At 73.4% G+C, this 19,805-nt stretch carries 18 protein-coding genes; 11 read left to right on the top strand and 7 right to left on the bottom strand.

Features of this window, described 5'->3' with window-relative positions; translation table 11 throughout:
• Window positions 1–58 precede the first annotated feature (58 nt).
• Entirely contained in the window at window positions 59–1,195 is a 1,137-nt protein-coding gene (locus ACGF3A_RS33105) for a bifunctional 2-methylcitrate synthase/citrate synthase (protein ID WP_393734114.1), read from the top strand.
• A 13-nt stretch (window positions 1,196–1,208) separates the two neighbouring features.
• Here the strand turns inward: ACGF3A_RS33105 and thiI are convergent, their stop codons facing one another.
• Window positions 1,209–2,435 carry a tRNA uracil 4-sulfurtransferase ThiI gene (gene thiI / locus ACGF3A_RS33110; RefSeq protein WP_393734115.1) on the bottom strand — a complete coding sequence of 409 codons (1,227 nt, stop codon included), beginning with the start codon at window positions 2,433–2,435 and terminating at the stop codon, window positions 1,209–1,211.
• Between the two features lie 242 nt (window positions 2,436–2,677).
• Here thiI and ACGF3A_RS33115 point away from each other — a divergent pair, with 242 nt between their 5' ends.
• Genes ACGF3A_RS33115 through ACGF3A_RS33130 form a run of 4 tightly spaced genes read left to right on the top strand, consistent with a single transcriptional unit; the run spans window position 2,678 to window position 8,058 of the window.
• Complete coding sequence (locus tag ACGF3A_RS33115; protein WP_393734116.1) at window positions 2,678–4,729, top strand: FAD-dependent oxidoreductase; 2,052 nt, start codon at window positions 2,678–2,680, stop codon at window positions 4,727–4,729.
• 57 nt (window positions 4,730–4,786) lie between these two features.
• Window positions 4,787–6,058, top strand: coding sequence for an aromatic ring-hydroxylating dioxygenase subunit alpha (locus ACGF3A_RS33120; protein WP_393734117.1), 1,272 nt, complete (start codon window positions 4,787–4,789; stop codon window positions 6,056–6,058).
• Complete coding sequence (locus tag ACGF3A_RS33125) at window positions 6,055–7,104, top strand: FAD-binding oxidoreductase (protein ID WP_393734118.1); 1,050 nt, start codon at window positions 6,055–6,057, stop codon at window positions 7,102–7,104. Before ACGF3A_RS33120 ends, ACGF3A_RS33125 begins: the two co-directional genes overlap by 4 nt.
• 39 nt (window positions 7,105–7,143) lie before the next feature.
• Window positions 7,144–8,058 (top strand): LysR family transcriptional regulator, encoded by a 915-nt coding sequence (locus ACGF3A_RS33130; RefSeq protein WP_393734119.1) that lies wholly within the window; start codon window positions 7,144–7,146, stop codon window positions 8,056–8,058.
• Here ACGF3A_RS33130 and ACGF3A_RS33135 read toward each other — a convergent pair.
• On the bottom strand, window positions 8,021–8,515 hold the full coding sequence (locus ACGF3A_RS33135; RefSeq protein WP_393734120.1) for an SRPBCC family protein: 495 nt from the start codon (window positions 8,513–8,515) through the stop codon (window positions 8,021–8,023). The genes ACGF3A_RS33130 and ACGF3A_RS33135 overlap by 38 nt on opposite strands.
• A complete protein-coding gene (locus ACGF3A_RS33140) occupies window positions 8,503–9,432 on the bottom strand; it encodes an RNA polymerase sigma-70 factor (protein ID WP_393734121.1) in 930 nt (309 codons plus the stop codon). Before ACGF3A_RS33140 ends, ACGF3A_RS33135 begins: the two co-directional genes overlap by 13 nt.
• 192 nt (window positions 9,433–9,624) lie before the next feature.
• Between ACGF3A_RS33140 and ACGF3A_RS33145 the strand changes: the two genes are divergently transcribed.
• Window positions 9,625–10,629 (top strand): LysR family transcriptional regulator, encoded by a 1,005-nt coding sequence (locus ACGF3A_RS33145; RefSeq protein WP_393734122.1) that lies wholly within the window; start codon window positions 9,625–9,627, stop codon window positions 10,627–10,629.
• On the opposite strand, the gene ACGF3A_RS33150 is transcribed toward ACGF3A_RS33145, so the two are convergent.
• Window positions 10,626–11,933 carry a pyroglutamyl peptidase gene (locus tag ACGF3A_RS33150; protein ID WP_393734123.1) on the bottom strand — a complete coding sequence of 436 codons (1,308 nt, stop codon included), beginning with the start codon at window positions 11,931–11,933 and terminating at the stop codon, window positions 10,626–10,628. The two genes, ACGF3A_RS33145 and ACGF3A_RS33150, sit on opposite strands and share 4 nt — an antisense overlap.
• 189 nt (window positions 11,934–12,122) lie before the next feature.
• Here ACGF3A_RS33150 and ACGF3A_RS33155 point away from each other — a divergent pair, with 189 nt between their 5' ends.
• Window positions 12,123–12,692 carry a hypothetical protein gene (locus ACGF3A_RS33155; RefSeq protein ID WP_393734124.1) on the top strand — a complete coding sequence of 190 codons (570 nt, stop codon included), beginning with the start codon at window positions 12,123–12,125 and terminating at the stop codon, window positions 12,690–12,692.
• A gap of 3 nt (window positions 12,693–12,695) precedes the next feature.
• On the opposite strand, the gene ACGF3A_RS33160 is transcribed toward ACGF3A_RS33155, so the two are convergent.
• Entirely contained in the window at window positions 12,696–13,433 is a 738-nt protein-coding gene (locus ACGF3A_RS33160) for a TetR/AcrR family transcriptional regulator (RefSeq protein ID WP_393734125.1), read from the bottom strand.
• Between the two features lie 208 nt (window positions 13,434–13,641).
• Here ACGF3A_RS33160 and ACGF3A_RS33165 point away from each other — a divergent pair, with 208 nt between their 5' ends.
• The 3 genes from ACGF3A_RS33165 to ACGF3A_RS33175 are packed head-to-tail and all read left to right on the top strand — an operon-like array spanning window position 13,642 to window position 15,813.
• Window positions 13,642–14,112 (top strand): cation:proton antiporter regulatory subunit, encoded by a 471-nt coding sequence (locus tag ACGF3A_RS33165; protein ID WP_393734126.1) that lies wholly within the window; start codon window positions 13,642–13,644, stop codon window positions 14,110–14,112.
• 4 nt (window positions 14,113–14,116) lie between these two features.
• The gene (locus ACGF3A_RS33170) at window positions 14,117–15,391 is read left to right on the top strand and encodes a cation:proton antiporter (protein ID WP_393734127.1); all 1,275 of its coding nucleotides are present in this window, start codon (window positions 14,117–14,119) and stop codon (window positions 15,389–15,391) included.
• 50 nt (window positions 15,392–15,441) lie between these two features.
• Window positions 15,442–15,813, top strand: a complete 372-nt coding sequence (locus tag ACGF3A_RS33175) for a hypothetical protein (protein ID WP_393734128.1) — start codon at window positions 15,442–15,444, stop codon at window positions 15,811–15,813.
• A gap of 27 nt (window positions 15,814–15,840) precedes the next feature.
• On the opposite strand, the gene ACGF3A_RS33180 is transcribed toward ACGF3A_RS33175, so the two are convergent.
• Window positions 15,841–18,024 (bottom strand): MMPL family transporter, encoded by a 2,184-nt coding sequence (locus ACGF3A_RS33180; RefSeq protein ID WP_393734129.1) that lies wholly within the window; start codon window positions 18,022–18,024, stop codon window positions 15,841–15,843.
• Window positions 18,025–18,154: 130 nt separating this feature from the next.
• Between ACGF3A_RS33180 and sigJ the strand changes: the two genes are divergently transcribed.
• Window positions 18,155–19,105: an RNA polymerase sigma factor SigJ gene (gene sigJ, locus ACGF3A_RS33185; RefSeq protein ID WP_393734130.1), complete on the top strand. Its 951-nt coding sequence runs from the start codon at window positions 18,155–18,157 to the stop codon at window positions 19,103–19,105.
• Window positions 19,106–19,120: 15 nt separating this feature from the next.
• On the opposite strand, the gene ACGF3A_RS33190 is transcribed toward sigJ, so the two are convergent.
• Window positions 19,121–19,720 carry a TetR/AcrR family transcriptional regulator gene (locus ACGF3A_RS33190; protein WP_393734131.1) on the bottom strand — a complete coding sequence of 200 codons (600 nt, stop codon included), beginning with the start codon at window positions 19,718–19,720 and terminating at the stop codon, window positions 19,121–19,123.
• Window positions 19,721–19,805: the final 85 nt, after the last annotated feature.

The following is a 19,805-nucleotide window of genomic DNA, read 5'->3' on the forward strand; positions in this document are numbered from 1 at the left end:
GCAGTTCCCCGCGCCCCTGCGGGGCGCATCCACTCCACCCATGCCGGAGGCCCGTTCCATGACCAGTTCCGCGCCCGAAGTCCGCAGAGGGCTCGCCGGGGTCGTCGCCGACACCACGGAGATCTCCACCGTGATCGAGGAGATCAACTCCCTCACGTACCGCGGCTATCCCGTCCAGGAGCTCGCCGCGCACCGTACGTTCGAGGAGGTCGCTCATCTGCTCTGGCACGGCGAACTCCCCGACGCCGCGCAGCTCGCCGACTTCCGGGCCCGGGAGCGTGCCCTGCGCCCGCTCGACCGGACCACGGCCGAGCTGCTGGCGCGGATCCCCCGGACCTGCCACCCGATGGACGTGCTGCGCACCGCCGTCAGCTTCTTCGGGGCCGAGGATCCGTTGGAGGGGGTGGGCACGCCCGAGGCGCACCGGGCCGCCTCGCTCGCGCTGCTGGCGAAGCTGCCCGTGGTCGTCGCCGCCGACCAGCGCGGACGGCGCGGGCTCGACCCCGTGCAGCCCGACCCCTCGCTCGGCTACGCCGAGAACTTCTTCCACATGTGCTTCGGCGCCGTCCCCGAGCCGGAGGTCGTGCGCTGCTTCGAGATCTCGCTGATCCTCTACGCCGAACACAGCTTCAACGCCTCGACGTTCACCGCGCGCGTCGTCACCTCGACCCTCTCCGACCTCTACAGCGCGGTCACCGCCGCTGTCGGCGCGCTCAAGGGCCCGCTGCACGGCGGGGCCAACGAGGCGGTGATGCGCATGCTCGACGAGATCGGCGAGCCGGAGCGCGCGGGGGAGTGGCTGGCGGAGGCGCTGCGTTCCGGGCGGAAGATCATGGGCTTCGGGCACCGCGTCTACAAGCACGGCGACTCGCGCGTCCCGCTCATGCAGGAGGCCACCGACCGGCTCGTGGCCGCCCGTTCCGGGGACCCGGAGACAGCCAGGCTGGCCGCTCTGCACACCGCGCTGCGCGAGGCGATGCTCGACCGCAAGGGCATCCACCCCAACCTGGACTACCCGGCGGGGCTCGCCTACCACCTGATGGGCTTCGACACCTCCGTGTTCACGCCGCTGTTCGTGATGAGCCGCGTGACGGGCTGGACGGCGCACATCACCGAGCAGCTCGCCCACAACGCGCTGATACGCCCCCTCGCCTCGTACACGGGCGTGGGTACGCGGCCGGTGCCGTCGCCCTGAGCGCGGGCGACGCTCAGACGGAGGGCACGGCCTCGGCGCCCTCGGCGCCCTCGGTGACGTCGCGGCCCGGGCGGAGGACCTGGACGCCGCTCAGCAGCTCCTCGACGAGCTCGTCGATCTCCAGCCGCCGTTCGACCGTGCGCAGCTCCCGCATCGGGGCACGGGTGGTGACGCGGGGCGGGGCGAGGAGCTGGCAGCAGTCCTCGTCGGGGAGGACGGAGATCTCGGCGGTGCCCAGGGTCCGGGCCTCGTCGATGATCTCCTGCTTCTCCCAGCCGAGCAGCGGCCGCAGCACGGGCAGGGTCGCCGCCTCGTCCACGGCGGCCATGTTCGCGACCGTCTGGCTGGCGACCTGGCCGAGGCTGTCGCCCGTCACCAGCGCCTCGGCGCGGGCGCGGCGGGCCAGCGCCGAGGCGGTGCGCACCATCAGCCGCCGCTGCGCGACGACCTGGAGCCGGTCGGCGCCCGCGAGCGCGAGCTGCTTCTGCGCCTTGCCCAGCGCCACGACGTACATCCGCCCGCCCGGCTGGTAGCGGTTCAGCTCGCGGGCGAGGGCGTACGCCTTGTAGAGCGAGGCCGGGTTCGTGTACGGGGCGCCGGTGAAGTGGACGTAGTCGCAGCGCAGTCCGCGCCGCATCGCGCGGTGCGCGGCGACCGGCGAGTCGTAGCCGCCCGACAGCAGCGCCAGGGCGCGGCCGCTGGAGCCGACGGGCAGGCCGCTGAGGCCCGGCAGGCGGCGCCAGGAGACGTAGCTGACGTCCCGGTCGATCTCCACGGAGACGCGGACGTCGGGCCGCGAGAGGTTCACCGGCAGCCCGTCGTGCGCCTCCTGCGCGCGGGCGCCCAGCACCCGGGCGAACTCGGTGCCGGTCATGGGGAAGCTCTTGTCGCGCCGCTTGACCCGCACCGCGAACGAGATCCCCGGCCGCTCGGCCCGCGCGGTGCCCAGCGCGTCCAGCACGGCGGCGGTGATCTCCTCCTCGGTGGAGGGCACGCGGGCAGCGGGCTCCACCGCGTTGAAGCCGATCACCTGGCGGGCCCGCGCGGTCAGCGCGTCCAGCGGGACGTCGCCGCCGATCACGGTGACGTTGCGGCTCGTACGGACCCAGGTGGGGCCGTCCATGTCGTCGAGGGCGTGACGCAGATTGTCGAGCAGCCGGTGCGTGAACATGTGCCGGTTGCCGCCCTTGAGGTAGACCTCACCGTGTTTGAGCAGGACACAGTCCGGGGTGCCGGGCACGGAACTCTCCTTGTCGAGTCGGGAGACCCACGGTAGCCCGGCCCGGCGCTCCGGTAGCAGTCGCCGGGCGGCGGGGGAAGTGCGGCGGCGGATGTCGATCGTGCAGGCGGTTCGCACGGTTTCCTGCGACTCCGCTTGATTGTCCGCACCCGTCCCCGGCCCCACGCTGGGGGTGCGCCGCCGGAGCACCCCCAGCGTGGGGCCCGGCGCGACGCCCCCTTCCGTACGTTCTGAGGAGCGCCATGCGTACGCGAGTGACGGATCCCCTGCTCCAGCCCTTCCCGCTGAAGGGCCTCACCCTGCGCAACAGGGTGGTCAGCACCTCGCACGAACCGGCCTTCGGGGAGGACGGGCTGCCCCGGGACCGGTACCGCGCGTACCACCGCGAGAAGGCGCGCGGCGGGGTCGGGCTGACGATGATCGGCGGCTCGGCGGTCGTCTCGCCCGACAGCCCGCCCTCGTTCGGCAATCTGCTGCTCTACCGGGACGAGGTGGTGCCCTGGCTGCGCCGCCTGGCCGACGACGTGCACGCCGAGGGCGCCGCCGTCATGTGCCAGATCACCCACCTGGGCCGCCGCACCAGCAACTACGCGGGCGACTGGCTGCCCGTCCTCTCCGCCTCGCCGCTGCGCGAACCCGCCCACCGCGCCTTCCCGAAGGAGGCCGAGGAGTGGGACCTGGACCGCGTCGTCCAGGACTACGCCGACGCCGCGGCGCGCTGCGAGCAGGGCGGGCTCGACGGCATCGAGATCCAGTCCTACGGCCACTTCCTGGACAGCTTCCTGTCGCCGACGACGAACCGGCGCGAGGACGCGCTCGGCGGGAGCCTCGCCCGGCGCATGGCCTTCCCGCGCCGGGTGATCCGCGCGGTGCGGGCCGCCGTCGGGCCCGGATTCGTCGTCGGCATCCGGATGATGATGGACGAGGACCGGCCGGGCGGGCTGACCTTCGAGGAGGCGATGGAGGCGGCCCGTACGTACGTCGGGGACGGCATCGACTTCCTCAGCACGATCCGCGGCTCGATCGAGAGCGACGCCTCGCTGGCGCGGGCGATCCCGTCGATGGGCACGCCCTCGGCGCCGTTCCTCGGCTTCACTGCGGAGATCAAGCGCCGTATCGACGTCCCGGTGATGCACGCCGGACGCATCGCCGACGTCGCCACCGCGCGGCACGCGGTCCGCGAGGGAATGCTCGACCTGGTCGGCATGACCCGGGCCCAGATCGCGGACCCGCACCTGGTGGCGAAGGTCGCGGCGGGGGCCGAGGACCGCGTCCGGCCCTGCGTGGGCGCGAGCTACTGCCTGGACGCGATCTACGACTCCGGCGACACCAAGTGCGTCCACAACCCCGCCACCGGGCGGGAGCTGCGCCTCCCCCACATGGTCCCGCGCGCCGCCGTCCGGCGGCGGGCCGTGGTCGTCGGCGGCGGTCCCGCCGGACTGGAGGCGGCCCGTGTGCTGGGCGAACGCGGCCACGACGTCGTGCTGTTCGAGGCGAACGAACGGCCCGGCGGCCAGATCCGTATCGCCGCCGGGAACCCGCGCAGGCGGGACCTCCTCGGCATCGTGGACTGGCGCGTCGCCGAGTGCGAGCTGCTGGGTGTCAAGATGCGGACCGGCACGCTGGCCGAGGCGGACGACGTCCGCGCGGAACGTCCCGACGTCGTCCTCGTCGCCACGGGCGGGCTGCCCGACGCCTCGTTCCTGACGGAGGGCGCGGACCTCGTGGCCGACACCTGGGACGTGCTCGGCGGGACCCTGCGCCCCCGGGGCCCCGTCCTCGTCTACGACGACAACGGCGCCTACCCGGCCCTGGACGCCGTCGAGGTGCTGGCCGCGCGGGGCGTCCCGGTCACGTACGTGACGCCCGAGCGCACCCTCGCCCCGGACGTCGGCAGCATGAACTCCCCCGCCTACCTCCGCGCTTTCGCCGAGCACGGGGTCACCACGACGCTCGCGCACCGGCTGGTCGCGGTGCGCCGGGCAGCGGGCGGGGGCCTCACCGCGACGCTGCGCAGCGAGTACGCGCCGCTGGAGTCGGAGCTCACCGTGGACCACGTCGTGGTCGAGCACGGCACGCTGCCGCAGGCCGGCCTCTACCGCGAGCTGCTCCCCGGCTCCTCCAACCTCGGCCGGGTCGACCACCGCGCGCTGCTGGCCTGCGAGCCGCAGCGCGACCGCACCGACGCCGACCCCGAGGGGCGCTACCAGCTCTTCCGGATCGGTGACGCCGTCACCAGCCGCAACATCCACGCCGCGGTCCTGGACGCGCTGCGGCTCTGCCTGCCGATGTGACGCGCTCGTTCAGCCGTTCAGCCGTTCAGCCCCTGACAGCACGGAGAGGAGAGCACCGTGACAGCACCGACGGCCATCCCGCAGCAGGCCCGGCTCCACGAGGCGGTGGCGCGGCGGCGCCCCGGGCACAGCCTGGAGGGCCCGTTCTACACCGACCGGGACTTCTACGCCCTCGACCTCGCCGCCGTCTTCACCCGCGTCTGGCTCTTCGCGGCCGTGGAGGCGGAGATCCCCGAGCCGGGCGACTGGACGACCGCGGAGATCGGCCCGTACCCCCTCGTCGTCCTGCGCGACGACGACGGCGGGCTGCGCGCCTTCCACAACGTGTGCCGCCACCGGGGCGCCCGCCTGCTGGACGCCGGGCGCGGCTCGGTCGCCAACCTCGTCTGCGGCTACCACAAATGGACCTACGGAACGGACGGCGCCCTCCGCCACGCCCCCTCCCAGCCCGCGGACTTCGACCCGTCCTGCTACGGGCTGAAGGCCGTGCACGTACGCGCCGTCGGCGGGCTGGTCTTCGTCTGCCTCGCCGACGGACCGGACGGGCCGCCCGCCGACTTCGCCGACTTCGCCGCGCGCGTCGAGCCGTACCTGCTGCCGCACGCGCTGCGCGAGGCGCGGGTCGCCGCCCGCGTGGACCTCGTCGAGGAGGGCAACTGGAAGCTGGTGATGGAGAACAACCGGGAGTGCTACCACTGCGACGGCCACCCCGAGCTGCTCCGCACCTTCTTCCCCACCTACGGTTACACCGAGGCGAACCTGCCCCCGCACCTGCGCGCCGCCCACGACCGCTATCTGCGGGCCGACGTCGAGGCGCGCGCGACGTACGAGCGCCTCGGGCTGCCCTACGCGCTGATCGAGGAGCTGGACGACCGCGTCACCGGGTTCCGGGTCCAGCGCGACGCGCTCGACCTCGCGGGGGAGTCCTTCACCCCGGACGGTACGGCCGCCTGCCGCCGCCCGCTCGGCGGCCTGCCCACGCCGCGCCTGGGGCACCTCGCGCTGCACCTCCAGCCCAACGCCTGGTTCCACGTCGTGGGCGACCACGCGATCACCTTCAGCGTCCTGCCCCTCGCCCCCGACCGGACGCTGCTGCGCACCACCTGGCTCGTCCACCCGGACGCCGTCGAGGGCGAGGACTACGACCCGGACACCCTGCTGAAGGTGTGGACGGCGACGAACGAGCAGGACGCCCGCCTCGTCGCCCGCGCCCAGCGCGGCGTCTCCAGCCCGGCCTACGCACCCGGCCCGTACGCGCCGACGGAGTACCAGGTCGAGGCGTTCTGCGCCTGGTACGTCGCGCGGCTGCGCGAGGAGCTGGGGCGATGACGGGGCCGGGGGAGGCGGAGGAACTGGTCTGCACGCACGTCGAGCGCGTCACCCACGACATGAAGACCTTCGTCTTCGAACGCGCCGTGCCGCGCCCCTTCCGCCACGACCCGGGCCAGCACCTCGCGTTCACGTTCGACATCGACGGCGAGGAGGTCGAGCGCCGCTACACGCTCGCCTCGCCGCCCACCCGCCCCCGTACCGCCGCGATCACCGTGAAGCGCGTCCCCGGGGGCCGGGTCTCGAACTGGCTGCACACGCGGCTGGCCCCGGGCACGGCTGTACGCGCGCGGGGGCCGCTCGGCGCGTTCTCCACGGCCCGCCACCCGGCGCCCGCGTACCTCTTCCTCTCCGGCGGCAGCGGCGTCACGCCGCTCATGTCGATGACCAGGGCCCTCCACGACCTCGGCTCCCCGGCGGACGTCGTCTTCGCGCACAGCGCCCGTACGCCCGACGACGTCCCCTTCCGGCGGGAGCTGGAGCGGATCGCCGCGAGCGGGCCGCCGCGCGTCCGGGTCGTCCACGTCTGCGAGGACGGCGGGCCCCCGGAGTTCCGGGGGCGGCTGACCCCCGGCATGCTGCGGCGGATCGCGCCCGACTTCGGGGCGCGCGAGGTGTTCACGTGCGGGCCGCCGGGCTACATGCGCGCGGTCCGCGAGATGCTCGCCGCCGCCTGCTTCCCGATGGACCGCTACCACCAGGAGAGCTTCGAGAGCGCCGGGGGCACCGAGAGCGCCGAGCGCGCCGCGCCGCCCGTCCCGGTGCCGGTGCCGGGCGGCGGCGCCACGTACACCGTGGCCCTCTCCCGTACCGGTACGAGCGTCGAGTGCGCGGCCGGGACCTCCGTCCTGGAGGCCGCCGCGCGGGCCGGGATCACCCTGCCGTCCTCCTGCGGCCAGGGCATGTGCGGCTCCTGCGCGACGACGCTGGAGAAGGGTTCCGTCGACATGCGCCACAACGGCGGCATCCGGCCCCGCGACATCGCGCGCGACAGGATCCTGCTGTGCTGCTCGACGCCGCTGGAGGACCTGGTGATCGATGCGTGACGGGACCGCCGCGGCGCGGCGGCCGTGCACACTGTGCGGGTGATAGACGCCCGGCTCCGGATCCTTCAGATGGTCGCCGAGCACGGCACGGTGACCGCGGCGGCGCAGGCCCTGCACTACACGCCGTCCGCGGTCTCCTACCAGCTGCGGCAGCTCGCCGCCGACGTCGGTGTGGAGCTGGTGGTGCACCAGGGCCGGGGCATCCGCCTGACCCACGCGGCGCGCATCCTGCTGCGCCACGCCGAACGCCTCCAGGAGCAGTGGGAGCTGGCCCGCGCCGAGCTGGCCACCGCCGCCACCGAGCCCACCGGGCAGGTCACCCTGTGCGGCTTCTCCACCGCCGCCAGCCGTCTGCTGCCGCCCGCGGCGGCGGCGCTGCGCGACGCCCACCCCCAGCTGACGGTCCGGCTCATCGAGGCCGAACCCGACCGCTGCTTCGACCTGTTGCTCTCCGAGGAGGCCGACCTCGCGCTGCTGGTCGTCACCGCCGACTCGCCGCCCATGACCGACCGCCGCTTCGACCAGCGCCCGCTGCTGGACGACCCGCTGGACCTCGTCGTCCCCGAGGGGCATCCGCTGACGGGGCGCGGGCGGGTCACGCTCGCGGACGCCGCGCGGGAGGCGTGGATCGTGGGCACCCCGGGCACGACGTACCACCAACTCGTCCTGGCGGCCTGCATGAGCGCGGGCTTCACCCCGCACGTCGCCCACCACGCGGACGAGTGGGACACGGGCACGGCGCTGGTCGCGCACGGGCTCGGCGTGATCCTCGTACCGCGCCTGGCCCGGCTGCGCGAGGACTCGCCCGTCGTCCGCGTCCCGCTGCACGGCGAACCCGCGCCCGCCCGCCGCATCGTGGCCGTCACCCGCCTCGGCGCCCGCGAGATCCCCACCCTCACGCACGCCGTCGACACCATCACCGCGACCGCTGCGCGCCTCCTTCCCCCGCCCTGAGGGGACGGCCGCCCTCCCGGCTCAGCGCCGTGTCGGCGGCGTCGAGGATGCTGCGGAAGCTGCGGGTGATCAGCGGCCGTACGAGGTGGCGGGTGAGGAAACCGCCGACGAGCGGGGCGCGCATCTCCGCGCGGGTCGTCCAGGTGACCAGGGTGCCGCCGTCGGCCTCGGCGAACGTCATCCGGCCCAGCTCGTGCCGCGACGGCGGCAGGCTGCGCTCGACGACGTACTCCGTGACGTACGGGCGCTCGTAGCGCGTGATGCGTTCGCGGAGCCAGCCGATCATCCACAGGTGGCTGCGCACCGCGCCGACGCCGTAGGGCGCGTCCTCGCCGGGGCGGGCGAGGCGGCAGCGCAGCACCAGCGGCGAGCGGGTGTAGTGGGTGGTCGTGGTCAGCCAGTCGAACACGTCCTCGATCGGTGCGTGGATGACGCGTTCGACGGTCATGGTCTCCATGGCGGGAGTCCTCCTCTGTCGAGCCCTCTGTCGAGCGGGCGCACCGTGCTGGCGCGGCGCAGCTTGTCCGGGTTGCGGACGACGTACAGGCCGGTGATCCGGCCGTCCCTGTCGTCGATCTCGAAGGTCAGCAGCCAGTCGACCGCGCCGTCCGCCGTCAGACAGCGGGCCGCGGGCATGCCGTTGCAGGTGGTGGCCTCGATACGGGTCGACGCGGTGACGCTCGTACGGGCGATGCCGAGGACGTACCGGGCGACCTCGTCGCGCCCGGTGAGCGGGCGGCGCGCGGCGGACGCCTTCCCTCCGCCGTCGGAGATCTGCACGACGTCGGGCGCCAGCAGGTCCATCAGGGCCTGCACCTCGCCGGTCGCCGTCGCGCGCAGGAACCGCCGGACGACCTCCTGGCCCGCGCCGGAGTCCGGCGCGAAGCGGCGGCGGCGCGCGTGGACGTGCTGCCGCGCGCGGTGGGCGATCTGCCGGACGGTGACCTCGCTCTTCCCGATCGAGGCGGCGATCTCGCCATGCGGATAGCCGAAGACGTCGTGCAGCACGAACACGGCGCGCTCCGCCGGGCCCAGCGTCTCCAGCACCAGCATCATCGCCGTCGAGACCGACTCGGCCAGGACCGCGTCCTCGCTCACCTCGGGGGCCGTCCCGATCGGCTCCGGCAGCCACGAGCCGACGTACTCCTCGCGGCGGGCGCGGACGGCGCGCAGATGGTTGAGCGCCTGCCGGGTCACCACGCGGACGAGGTACGCGCGCGGGTTCGCGACCGAGGCCGGGTCCACCGCGCTCCAGCGCAGATAGCTCTCCTGGAGCACGTCCTCGGCGTCGGCGGCGCTGCCCAGCATCTCGTAGGCGACGGTGAACAGCAGCGCCCGGTGTTCGGTGAACGCGCTCTCCCTGCCTTCGGCCACGCCCGGCTCCTCTCCTCGTACGCCAGTGGCGGCGGCGTCCGCGCATGGGACACCCCGCGAGAGGAGAGCGTGACACCTGGGGAGTGTGATTCGGTTCACATGGGGGTCGGCGTGTGCGGGGCCGAGGGAGAATTCGGCCCCGTCGCAGGTGAGGCCGGACCGGGGGCGGGACCGGACGGTAGATTCGTTCCCATGGCATCACGTGGCAACGGGGCCGTGCCCTCGCCCACCGGACCGTCCGACACGACCACGACCACGACCACGAACGGGAACGGGAACACCGACCCGAGCACCCATCAGCTCCGGCTCTTCCTCGCACTCGCTGAGGAGCTGCACTTCGGCCGTGCCGCCGCGCGGCTGTTCATGACCCAGCCCGCGTTCAGCCAGCAGATCCGCTCCCTGGAACGGCGCCTGCGCGTCCAGCTGATCGACCGTACGTCCCGCACTGTGGAGCTGACCGCCTCCGGGCACGCGCTGCTGCCCCGCGCGCGGGCGGTCACGGACGCCATGGCCGAGCTGCGCCGCGCGGCCGACGCCCGGTCGCGGCAGATGTCCGGGCGCCTCGTGATCGGCACGCTGTCGGCGGAGCCCGCGATGCCGCAGGCGCAGGCCATCCTCGACGAGCTGGCCAAGCGGCAGCCGGGGCTGAGCGTCGAGACGCGCGGCCTCAACTTCTTCAACCAGTACGAGGCGCTGGCGACCGGCGAGGTGGACATCGCCTTCCTGCAGCCGCCGGCGCCGCCCGGCATCCAGGTCCTCGAACTGGCCGAGGAGCCCCGCGTCGTCTGCCTCGCGGACGAGGACCCCCTCGCGGACGAGGACGAGGTGACGCTCGAACAGCTCGCCGGGCGCCCCGTCGTCTCGATGCCGCGGGAGTCGCCCCAGGAGTGGCGCGACCACTGGGCCGTCGACCCGCGCCCCGACGGCTCGCAGGTCCGGTACGGCCCGATGGCGGCGGACGTGGAGGGCGTGCTGCACGTGGTCGCGCGCCGTCAGGCCGTCGGCTTCCTCCCGGCCTCGATCCGCGCCTTCTACCCCCGTCCCGGCATCGTCTACCGGACGCTGGCGGGCGGCCCCTCGTGCACGATGGCCCTCACGTGGTCCGCGAAGAACCGCGACCGCGCCGACGTCGCCCTGATCCGGAAGATCGCGCGCGAGGTCGTGCGGGACGCGGAGCTGCGCGAAGCGGTCGGTTAGCCCTGCGGTTTGAGCGTCCCCGCCGCTTTGACGACGAGGGTGCGGGTCTGGGCGGTGATGTCGCGGCGGTTGCGTTCGAAGTCCGGGTCGGTGATCTCGTCGGTGTTGCCCTTGCCGAAGTCCAGGACCGGGGTGTGGAGATGGCCGCCGGGCACGTCGAGCCGGAGGGCGTCGCGCAGCAGGGTGGCGCGGTAGGCGATCTCGTTGGAGAGGTAGTCGCCGCCGCCTCCCTCGCGGGCCTGCGAACCGGGCGTGGGACCGTTCTCGCGGACCACGGGCTCCGTGCCGCCCTTCGGGATCTCCGTGACCTCCGTGTGGTCGACGACGGGGAACCTGCCGGTCCCGGACCCCGCGAGCGCGCCGTACGGCAGCGAGGTGACGGTCCACTGGGGCTGCGGCGCGGGGGAGGGGATCCCGTCGGGGATCGGCACCGTGCCGGTGCTGGACGCGTTCTCGTTGTCGGCGAAGCCGCCGCGCCAGGCGCCGTTGAAGCGCTCGACGTCGAACTGCCCGGGGCGGCCCTGGCTGATGGTGGTGAACATGTCGATCCGCCGCGGCCCCGACGTGAAGTGGGGGAGCAGGGTCTTCTCGACGGTGCCCTCCGCGAAGTCCCGCCACCGTACGGGGAAGACGACCGTCTCGATCCTCGCCGGGCCCGACTCGGTCCGTACGGTGGTCCCGTCCAGGGCGAGCGCCGCGGCGCCGGAGGGGTTGCCGATCCGGGTGTCCCGGTCGAGCGTGAACGGGTCGAAGCCGGTGACCAGGATGCGCTTGACCTTCTTCCCGGCCGGGAAGGCGACCGAGTCCTGCCCCCGGGACCCGCGTTCGAGCCGGGCGAGCAGCGCGTCCCGCTCGCGGTCGGACACGGGGAAGCCGGGCTTCCACTGCCGCAGCGCGGTGTCCAGCGAGAGCCTGGCCCAGTACAGCGGACGGTCGTCACCGCCGCGCGGGTCGCGCGCCCGCTCGACCGCGCCCTTCCACAGCGCCTTGGCATGCCGGTCCACGGCCCGCTTCGCGGCGGGGAGCGAACGCGCCGCGCACAGGTCGCGTACGAACGCGGGCCGCGCCCGGTCGAATCCGCTCCGGTCCAGGATCTCGCGCGGCGCGGGCCGCTCCAGCCGCCGCCCCTCGACGGTCACGGCCGCGGAGGTGTCGAGGCACCGGGCCCCGGCACCCGTCCCGGCTCCCGCCCCGGCCCTCGTGGCCCCCTGCGCGCCCGGCACGGCGAGCGACGCGTATGCCAGAACGGTGGTGACCGCGACTGCGCCGAGGCGCGTCAGTCTGCTGCTCGTGCGGCTGCTCATGGGGACCCTTCTCTCGACCGGGCGGGACGGTCCGAACGGGCGCAGCCTAGGGAATCGTTGAACGATCCGACAAGAGTTCGGGCGGGGCCTTTCCTGCCGGGGGCCTGTCAGTGGGCGAGGCTACTGTCCGGTGGTGTCCGCACGTTCGTAAGTTCCGCACGTTCAGCCCCGAGGCAAGGAGCAGCCGCCATGCCGCAGTCCGGTCCGCAGCCCGATCCGCTCGTCTTCGTCTCCGCCGACGGGCCGGTCGACCGCCCCGTCACCAAGCTCGGCGGGCAGCCGGTGTGGCTGGCGGAGCCGGAGTGGCCGCTCTCGCGGGAGACCGGCGAACCGATGCTGTTCCTGGGCCAGTTCGCGCTGGACGGCGGCAGGCTGGCGTACCTCTTCATCGCCGACGACGCGGACGAGTACGTGGACGGCACCTGGGAGCCCGAGGGCGGGGAGAACGCGCTGCTGGTCCAGCCGGGCGGCCGCGTCCCGGACTTCCTCGCCGTCCGCGCCCAGGCCGAGGGCCCGACGCCGGGTTCCGACCATCTGCCCGGGCCCGGCGAGCCCACGGACTCGTTCCAGTTCCTCGGCGGTCCGGGCGTCGAGCCGAAGTGGCTCCAGGGCGAGGAGGAGCCCGGCGAGGACTGGCACTTCGTCGTCCAGCTGACCGACGGCGAGCCCTTCCACCCCAACTTCGGCGACGCGGGCGTCGGCTACGCCTTCGTCTCCCCGGACGGCAAGGAGGGCCGCTTCCTCTGGCAGTGCGCGTGAGCGTCAGGCGCCGGAGGCGGGGGCCAGGAGCGAGTCCAGTTCGGCGCTGAAGAGCTGCTCGGGGTCGAAGCCCATGGTGGTGAAGTGGCCCGCGGCTTCGAGGGAGAGGACGCCGTGCAGGCGGGTCCAGAAGGTCAGGGCGCGGTGGAGGGCCGCGGGCGGGGCCGGGTGGCCGTCGGTCCAGTCGCGGTGGTCGGCCAGGTGTGCGGCGAAGGGTGCGGCGGGGCCGGTGTCGGGGAGCTCCGCGCAGGCGTCGAGGAGGACCTCCATCACCTCGGTGGCGATGCCGGTGACGTCCGCGGGCGCGTGGTAGCCGGGCACGGGGGTGCCGTAGATGAGCAGGTAGCGCTGGGGGTCCTCCAGGGCCCAGGCGCGCAGGGCGTGCGCGAGCCCATCCAGGCCGGCGCCGTCGTCGGCGGCCGTACGGAGGGTGTCGGCGAGGCTCTGGTAGGCGTCGCGGACGAGCTCGGTGATGACCTCGTCGCGGCTGGCGTAGTAGCGGTAGAGGGCGGGGCCGCTGAGGCCCATCTTCTTGGCGATCGCGTTGAGGGAGAGCGCGGTGGCGCCCGCCGTGGCGATCTGCTCCCAGGCACGCTCCTTGATCTCCGCACGGACCTGGGCGCGGTAGCGCTCGCGCGGACTCCGGGCCGCGCCGTCCTGGGGTGCGTCGTCCTGGGCCGCGCTGTCCTGGGGCGCGCCGTCCTGGGGCGCGTCGCTCTTCGCCGCGTCGCTCTTCGCCATGGCTGCCGCCGCCCGTTCCGCTGGCCGATAGGGAGTCAAGCTTTCGTTAGACGCTATCACGCAATTCGTCGGCGAGAAATTTGCCCCTCTGGCCCGGGTTTCTGTCTGACTTGACGGGAAAATGCTGCGGAATGCCCGTTGTTGTCCCTCGGTAAAGTGACGGCAAAGCTCGCTCGTCCCAGGGGGAATCACCGTGCCCAGTTCACGCATGAGCCAGACGCCGCTGCCCGGAATCGGAGTGCGGTACGACGTGAACACCCGCGAGCACCGCCGTCTCTCGGTGGTCGCCCGCCGCGACGGCTCACGGACGCTGAACGCGTACGAGAAGGACGACCCCGACGAATGCGCGCTGTCGATGCAGCTCACGGCGGGCGAATCGGCAGCGCTCATCGACGCCCTGATGCCCTCCCACCACAGCCCGAGCCTGCTCCACACCACCGACCTGGGCCTGGTGGCGGAGCGTGTCGAGCTGTCGCCGCACTCGTACTGGAACGGGCGCGTGCTCGGCGACACCTGCATGCGGACCGAGACGGGCGTGTCGATCGTGGCGGTGATCCGCCGCACGCACGCCATCCCCTCGCCCGGCCCCGACTTCCGCCTCGCGGGCGGCGACACGCTCATCGTGATCGGCACCCGCGAAGGCGTGGAAGCGGCGGACACGATTCTGGGAAGGGAGTGATCGGATGCATTCCGCGGTCTTTCTGATCGAGTTCGGGGCGATCATTCTCGGACTGGGGCTGCTCGGCAGGTTCGCCGCGCGCTTCCAGTTCTCGCCCATACCCCTCTACCTGCTGGCCGGTCTCGCCTTCGGCGAGGGCGGGCTGCTGCCGCTGGGCACCAGCGAGGAGTTCGTCGCGATCGGCGCCGAGATCGGCGTCATCCTGCTCCTGTTGATGCTCGGGCTGGAGTACACGGCCAGCGACCTGGTCTCCAACCTCAAGACCCAGTACCCCGCCGGACTGGTCGACATGACGCTCAACGCCGTGCCCGGCGCCCTGATGGCGCTGCTCATGGGGTGGGGGCCGGTGGCCGCCGTCGTGCTCGCCGGGGTCACCTGGATCTCCTCGTCCGGCGTGATCGCCAAGGTGATGGGCGACCTCGGGCGGCTCGGCAACCGCGAGACGCCCGTCATCCTCAGCGTCCTGGTCCTCGAAGACCTCGCCATGGCCGTCTACCTGCCGATCATCACCGCGCTGCTGGCCGGTGCGGGCCTGGCCGCGGGCAGCGTCACCCTGGCCATCGCGCTGGGCGTCGCGGGCCTCGTCCTCTTCGTCGCGGTCCGGTACGGGCGGCTCATCTCGCGCTTCGTCTCCAGCGACGACCCGGAGAAGCTCCTCCTGGTCGTCCTCGGCCTGACGCTGCTGGTCGCCGGTGTCGCGCAGCAGCTCCAGGTGTCGGCCGCCGTCGGTGCCTTCCTCGTGGGGATCGCGCTCTCCGAGGAGGTCGCGGAGGGCGCCCACAACCTGCTCTCGCCGTTGCGCGACCTGTTCGCCGCCGTCTTCTTCGTCTTCTTCGGCCTGCACACCGACCCCTCCAGCATCCCCACGGTGCTCTTCCCCGCGATGGTGCTGGCGGTCCTGACCGCCGGGACGAAGATCGCGACCGGCTACTGGGCGGCGAAACGGGCCGGGGTCTCGGTCAAGGGCCGCTGGCGCGCGGGCGGCACGCTCGTGGCGCGCGGCGAGTTCTCGATCGTCATCGCGGGCCTCGCGGTCAGCGCCGGGATCGAGCCCTCACTGGGCCCGCTGGCCACCGCGTACGTGCTCATCCTCGTCATCCTGGGCCCCCTGACCGCCCGCTTCACGGAGCCGGTCGCGACCCGGGTGACCCGCTACCGGCAGCGCCGCGCTGCGGAGGCGAAGGACGCCAAGGGCTCCGAGGACGCCGCCCGTACGGTGCCCGCACCCCGTGACGGGCAGGAGCAGACGGACGACGCCGACCAGTTCGGACGACGGTGAACGGACCGATGGTGCCGGAGTGGCGGCACTTCGCGAGGGGGCCACGGGCCGTGCCCGAACCCGTGGCCACGCCCTTCATCTGGCTCGGGGCCTCCCTCGGCGCCCTCGTGCTGGTCGGCGCGCTCGATCTGCTCGGCGCCCTGGACCGTACGGAGTTCGCGCTCGCCGCGCTCTCCGTACTGGCCGCCGGGCTGGGCCTGCGGGGCCGCTTCGCGGCGGCGCCCGGCACGGCCCTGCTGTGCTGGGCGCTGCTCAACATCTGCGCGACGCGGCCCACGGGGGAGATCTCCTGGGCCGGGCACCGCGACCCGGAGTGGGTGGCGTGCCTGCTGGCCGCCGCCGTGCTCGGCACGGCGGCGGGGCGTGTGGCGCACGCCCGCGCCGCGTACCGCCGCGTGACGCCGCACGACAGCACGGGCTGACCCGCGCGCCGCCCCACGGCCGGGCCGTCAGTGCCGTTCCAGTTCCACCTTCGGCAGCAGCCTGGCCAGCGGCGCGGGCAGCCACCAGGCGCGGCGGCCCATCAGCTCCATCGCGGCCGGGACGATCAGGCAGCGGATGACGACCGCGTCCACGAAGATCGCCACCGCCATGCCGAAGCCGGTCTGCTGGAGCAGCCGTTCGGGGCTGAGCATGAAGGCACCGAAGATCACGACCATGATCGCGCCCGCCGCCGTGATCACCGAGCCGGTGTGGGCGAGCCCCTCCCGTACGGCGTGCGAGGCGTCCTTCGTGCGCGACCACTCCTCGTGGATCCGGGAGATCAGGAAGATCTCGTAGTCCATGGAGAGCCCGAAGACGATGGCGAAGATCATCACCGGCAGATACGCCTCGATCGGACCCGGCTCCACGCCGAACCAGCCCTCCTGGAAGACGAGCGTCATCGCGCCGAGCGCGGCGCCGATGCTGAGGAGGTTCAGCAGCGCGGCCTTCAGCGGGACGAGGACCGAGCGGAAGACCGCCATCAGCAGGAGCACCGACAGGCCGACGACGATGGCCATGAAGAGCGGCAGCCGGTCCGCGACCTTCTCCGAGTAGTCCTCGGCGGCGGCCGTGGCGCCGCCGACCAGGTACTGGGCGCCGTTCCGCTCGGACAGCTCCGGGAGGACCTCGCCGCGCAGGTCGCCGACGAGGTCGGAGGTCGCCTCGTCCTGCGGCGCTGACGTGGGGAAGGCGAGGACCGTCGCGGCCTTGCCGTCCGGTGTGGGCACGGGCGGTGCGGCGGCCTCGACGCCCGGGGTGCCGTTCAGCTCGCGGGAGACCGCGGCGGCGGCCCGCGAGGCGCCCGCGCCGTCCTCGCCGTCGGTCACCACCAGCAGCGGGCCGTTGAAGCCGGGCCCGAAGCCCTCGGAGAGCAGGTCGTACGCCTGACGGCTGGTGCTCTCCGGCTCGTCGCTCCCGGCGTCGGAGAAGCCGAGCCGCATGCCCGTCGCCGGGACGGCCAGGGCGCCCAGCAGCACGCCCGCGGTGAGCAGCGCGGCCAGCGGACGGCGCTGGACGAGGCCCGCGAGGCGGCGCCAGCCGGTGCCCTCGGCGGCCTTGCCCCTGGCCTCGCGCCGCTCGGCGCGACGCGTGAACCGGCGGGCGAAGCGGCGCCCGAAGACGCCGAGCAGCGCGGGCAGCAGGGTCAGTGCGGCGAGCATCGTCACCAGCACGGTGAGCGCCACGGAGAGTGCCATGCCCTGCAGCGAGCCGAGCCCGAAGGCGACGAGCCCGAGCAGCGCCATGATCACGGTGCATCCGGCGAAGAACACCGAACGCCCGGCCGCGTCCATCGCGTTCACGGTCGCCCGCTCCGGGTCCGAGCCGCGCACCAGCTCGGCGCGGTACCGGGCGAAGATCAGCAGCGCGTAGTCGATGCCGACGCCGAGGCCGACCAGGATCATCACCGGCGGTGTCCAGTCGGCGATGGTGAAGAGGTGCGAGGCCACGACGATCACGCCGACCGTCGAGCCGACGGCGAACAGGGCGATGACGATGGGCAGTCCGGCCGCGATGACCGAGCCGAACATCAGCACGAGGATGACGAGCGCCGCCAGCAGTCCGGCGCCCTCCGCGGCGCCGGTCCCGCCCTCGGAGAGCAACCGGGCCGCGTCGCCGCCCAGTTCGGCGCTGAGCCCGTCGCCCTCGGCCTTCTGCGCGGTGTCGAGGATGCGCTGCGTGTCGTCCTTGGGCATCTCCTCGGACGGCACCTTCAGTACGACCGTGGCGTAGCCGATCGTCCCGTCCTCGGAGAGCGCCTTCGCCCCCTTGCCGTACGGGCTGCTCACCTGGCCGACCTTGGGCAGTTCCTCGACGTCGTCGAGCATGCCCTGCACGCGCTGCTCGACGCCGGGCCCGCGCAGGCCGCCCTTGTCGTGCAGGACGATCTCGACGGTGTCCCCGGCGCGCGCCGCGCCGTGCTCGGCCAGCAGGTCGGCGGCCTGCTGCGACTCGGTGCCGGGCAGGGAGACGTCGTTGCGGTAGTCGTCGCCCACCGCCGAGGCGGCGCCCCACACGCCGAGCAGGACGGCCACCCACAGGACGAGGGCGAGCCGTCGGCGGCGGTGGGCGAAGCGCGCGACCCGGACGAACACCCCCTCCCTCGCGGGTGGTCGGGCGCTGGGTGTCTGTTTCTGATCGGTGAGCGTCATGTCTCTTCCCCGAATGTCGTCAGGCGTCCGCGTGGGGCGGCCTGAGCCGGCGTTTGCCACTTGACGACGCAGCGCTCCGAGGTGTGACGCGCCGATGTCACACGGCGCGACTCCGCACCGTCACCAGGGCATGGAGAAGACGACAGGACGGGACGCCCGGGAGCGGCACGTACGGGAGTCCGAGGAGCTGCTCGCGCGGGCCTTCGAGGAGAACCGGCCGCGGCTGCTGCGGGTGGCGTACACGATGACCGGCTCGCTCGCCGAGGCCGAGGACTGCGTGCAGGAGGCGTGGCTGCGGCTGCGCGGACTCGACGACCCGGGCACCGTCCGCGACCTCGCGGCCTGGCTGACGACCACCGTCAGCAGGCTCGCGCTCGACGCGCTCAGCAGCGCGCGGGCGCGCCGCGAGCACTACGTCGGCACCTGGCTGCCGGAGCCGCTGGTCGAGGCGCGCTCGTACGCCCCGGCCGCCCCGTACGCCCCGGCCGACCCCGCGGACCGGGTCACGCTGGACGAGTCGGTCAGCATGGCGCTGCTCGTCGTCCTGGAACAGCTCTCCCCGGCGGAGCGTACGGCGTTCGTGCTGCACGACGTCTTCAGCGTGCCCTTCCCCGAGATCGCCGAGGTCGTCGGCCGCTCACCCGCCGCCGTGCGCCAGCTCGCCTCGCGGGGGCGGCGCCGGGTCGAGGACGGCCGCCCGCGTACGCCCGCGACCGAGGCCGAACAGCGCGAGCTGGCCGAGGCGTTCATGGCCGCCTGCCACAAGGGCGACCTGCCGGGCCTCGTCGCCCTGCTCGACCCCGACGCCGTCCTGCGCGGCGACGGCGGCGGCAAGGTCATCACGGCCCCGCGCCCGGTGCTGACGGCGGCCCGCATCGCCTCCCTCATGCTCGACAGGCTCCGCGCCGCCGGCACCCTCGACATCCGCGTCGCCGCCGTCAACGGCGCCCCGGGCCTGGTCGTACGGGACGAGCACGGCGGCCTGTCCGTCCTGGCCCTCACGGTGGACGCGGGGCGCATCACCGCGATCGACCTCATGCGCAACCCCGACAAGCTGGCAAGGGTCCCGGACCTGGACTGAGCGGGCGGGGAGCCGTCAGTCGAGGGCGTGGGTGCGGCAGGTCCGCAGAATCTCGTCGGACAGTTCGGGCTGGACGTGGCTCACGGCGCGGGCGAGGGCCATCGCCCCTACGAGTCGGCTGAGCAGCAGCACCGCGCGTTCCCGCGCCTCCTGTGAGGTGATCTCCCCTTCGTGCTCGCGGGCGAACTCGTCGGCGAAGCCGGTGAGGTACCCCTCCACTCCGGCCGCGTAGGCGCCCTGGACCGTGTCGCTGTGCCGTCCGGCGTCGGTGACCAGGGAAGCGGAGGGGCAGCCGCCGTCCGAGGCATCGCGGTGGGCGGCCGAGAGATAGTCGTCCACCACGCGCTTCAGCGGTGGGCCGGTGAGATCGGCGCCCTCCTCAAGGAGGTGCTCCAGGGAGCCCAGAGAGGCCTGGAACGAGGTGCCGCACGCCTCGACGGCCAGATCGTCCTTGGACGCGAAGTGGTTGTAGAAGCCGCCGTGGGTCAGGCCCGCTTCCTTCATCAGTTCGGCGATCCCCACGGCATCGACGCCCTGCGAGCGGAACATGCGCCCGGCCGCCTCGACGATGTTCTGCCGGTTCCTGGCCTTGTCTTCCCTGGTGATCCGCGGCATGGCCGCCCTCCCGCGTCGGCACTGTTTGACGTTTTCAATGTTACCTCTCATCATTCTTTTAATGATGTCCATCATCAAAGAGCGA

Origin of the sequence: Streptomyces sp. NPDC048172 (assembly GCF_043202595.1) — a bacterium.
In the GTDB taxonomy this organism is placed as follows: domain Bacteria; phylum Actinomycetota; class Actinomycetes; order Streptomycetales; family Streptomycetaceae; genus Streptomyces.

What these genes read in the sequence shown, in the direction of transcription:
- ACGF3A_RS33105 (WP_393734114.1), top strand. Translation starts at nt 59, where the DNA reads ATGACCAGTTCCGCGCCCGAAGTCCGCAGAGGGCTCGCCGGGGTCGTC.
- ACGF3A_RS33115 (WP_393734116.1), top strand. Translation starts at nt 2,678, where the DNA reads ATGCGTACGCGAGTGACGGATCCCCTGCTCCAGCCCTTCCCGCTGAAG.
- ACGF3A_RS33125 (WP_393734118.1), top strand. Translation starts at nt 6,055, where the DNA reads ATGACGGGGCCGGGGGAGGCGGAGGAACTGGTCTGCACGCACGTCGAG.
- ACGF3A_RS33135 (WP_393734120.1), bottom strand. Translation starts at nt 8,515, where the DNA reads ATGGAGACCATGACCGTCGAACGCGTCATCCACGCACCGATCGAGGAC.
- ACGF3A_RS33145 (WP_393734122.1), top strand. Translation starts at nt 9,625, where the DNA reads ATGGCATCACGTGGCAACGGGGCCGTGCCCTCGCCCACCGGACCGTCC.
- ACGF3A_RS33150 (WP_393734123.1), bottom strand. Translation starts at nt 11,933, where the DNA reads ATGAGCAGCCGCACGAGCAGCAGACTGACGCGCCTCGGCGCAGTCGCG.
- ACGF3A_RS33155 (WP_393734124.1), top strand. Translation starts at nt 12,123, where the DNA reads ATGCCGCAGTCCGGTCCGCAGCCCGATCCGCTCGTCTTCGTCTCCGCC.
- ACGF3A_RS33160 (WP_393734125.1), bottom strand. Translation starts at nt 13,433, where the DNA reads ATGGCGAAGAGCGACGCGGCGAAGAGCGACGCGCCCCAGGACGGCGCG.
- ACGF3A_RS33165 (WP_393734126.1), top strand. Translation starts at nt 13,642, where the DNA reads ATGAGCCAGACGCCGCTGCCCGGAATCGGAGTGCGGTACGACGTGAAC.
- ACGF3A_RS33170 (WP_393734127.1), top strand. Translation starts at nt 14,117, where the DNA reads ATGCATTCCGCGGTCTTTCTGATCGAGTTCGGGGCGATCATTCTCGGA.
- ACGF3A_RS33180 (WP_393734129.1), bottom strand. Translation starts at nt 18,024, where the DNA reads ATGACGCTCACCGATCAGAAACAGACACCCAGCGCCCGACCACCCGCG.
- sigJ (WP_393734130.1), top strand. Translation starts at nt 18,155, where the DNA reads ATGGAGAAGACGACAGGACGGGACGCCCGGGAGCGGCACGTACGGGAG.
- ACGF3A_RS33190 (WP_393734131.1), bottom strand. Translation starts at nt 19,720, where the DNA reads ATGCCGCGGATCACCAGGGAAGACAAGGCCAGGAACCGGCAGAACATC.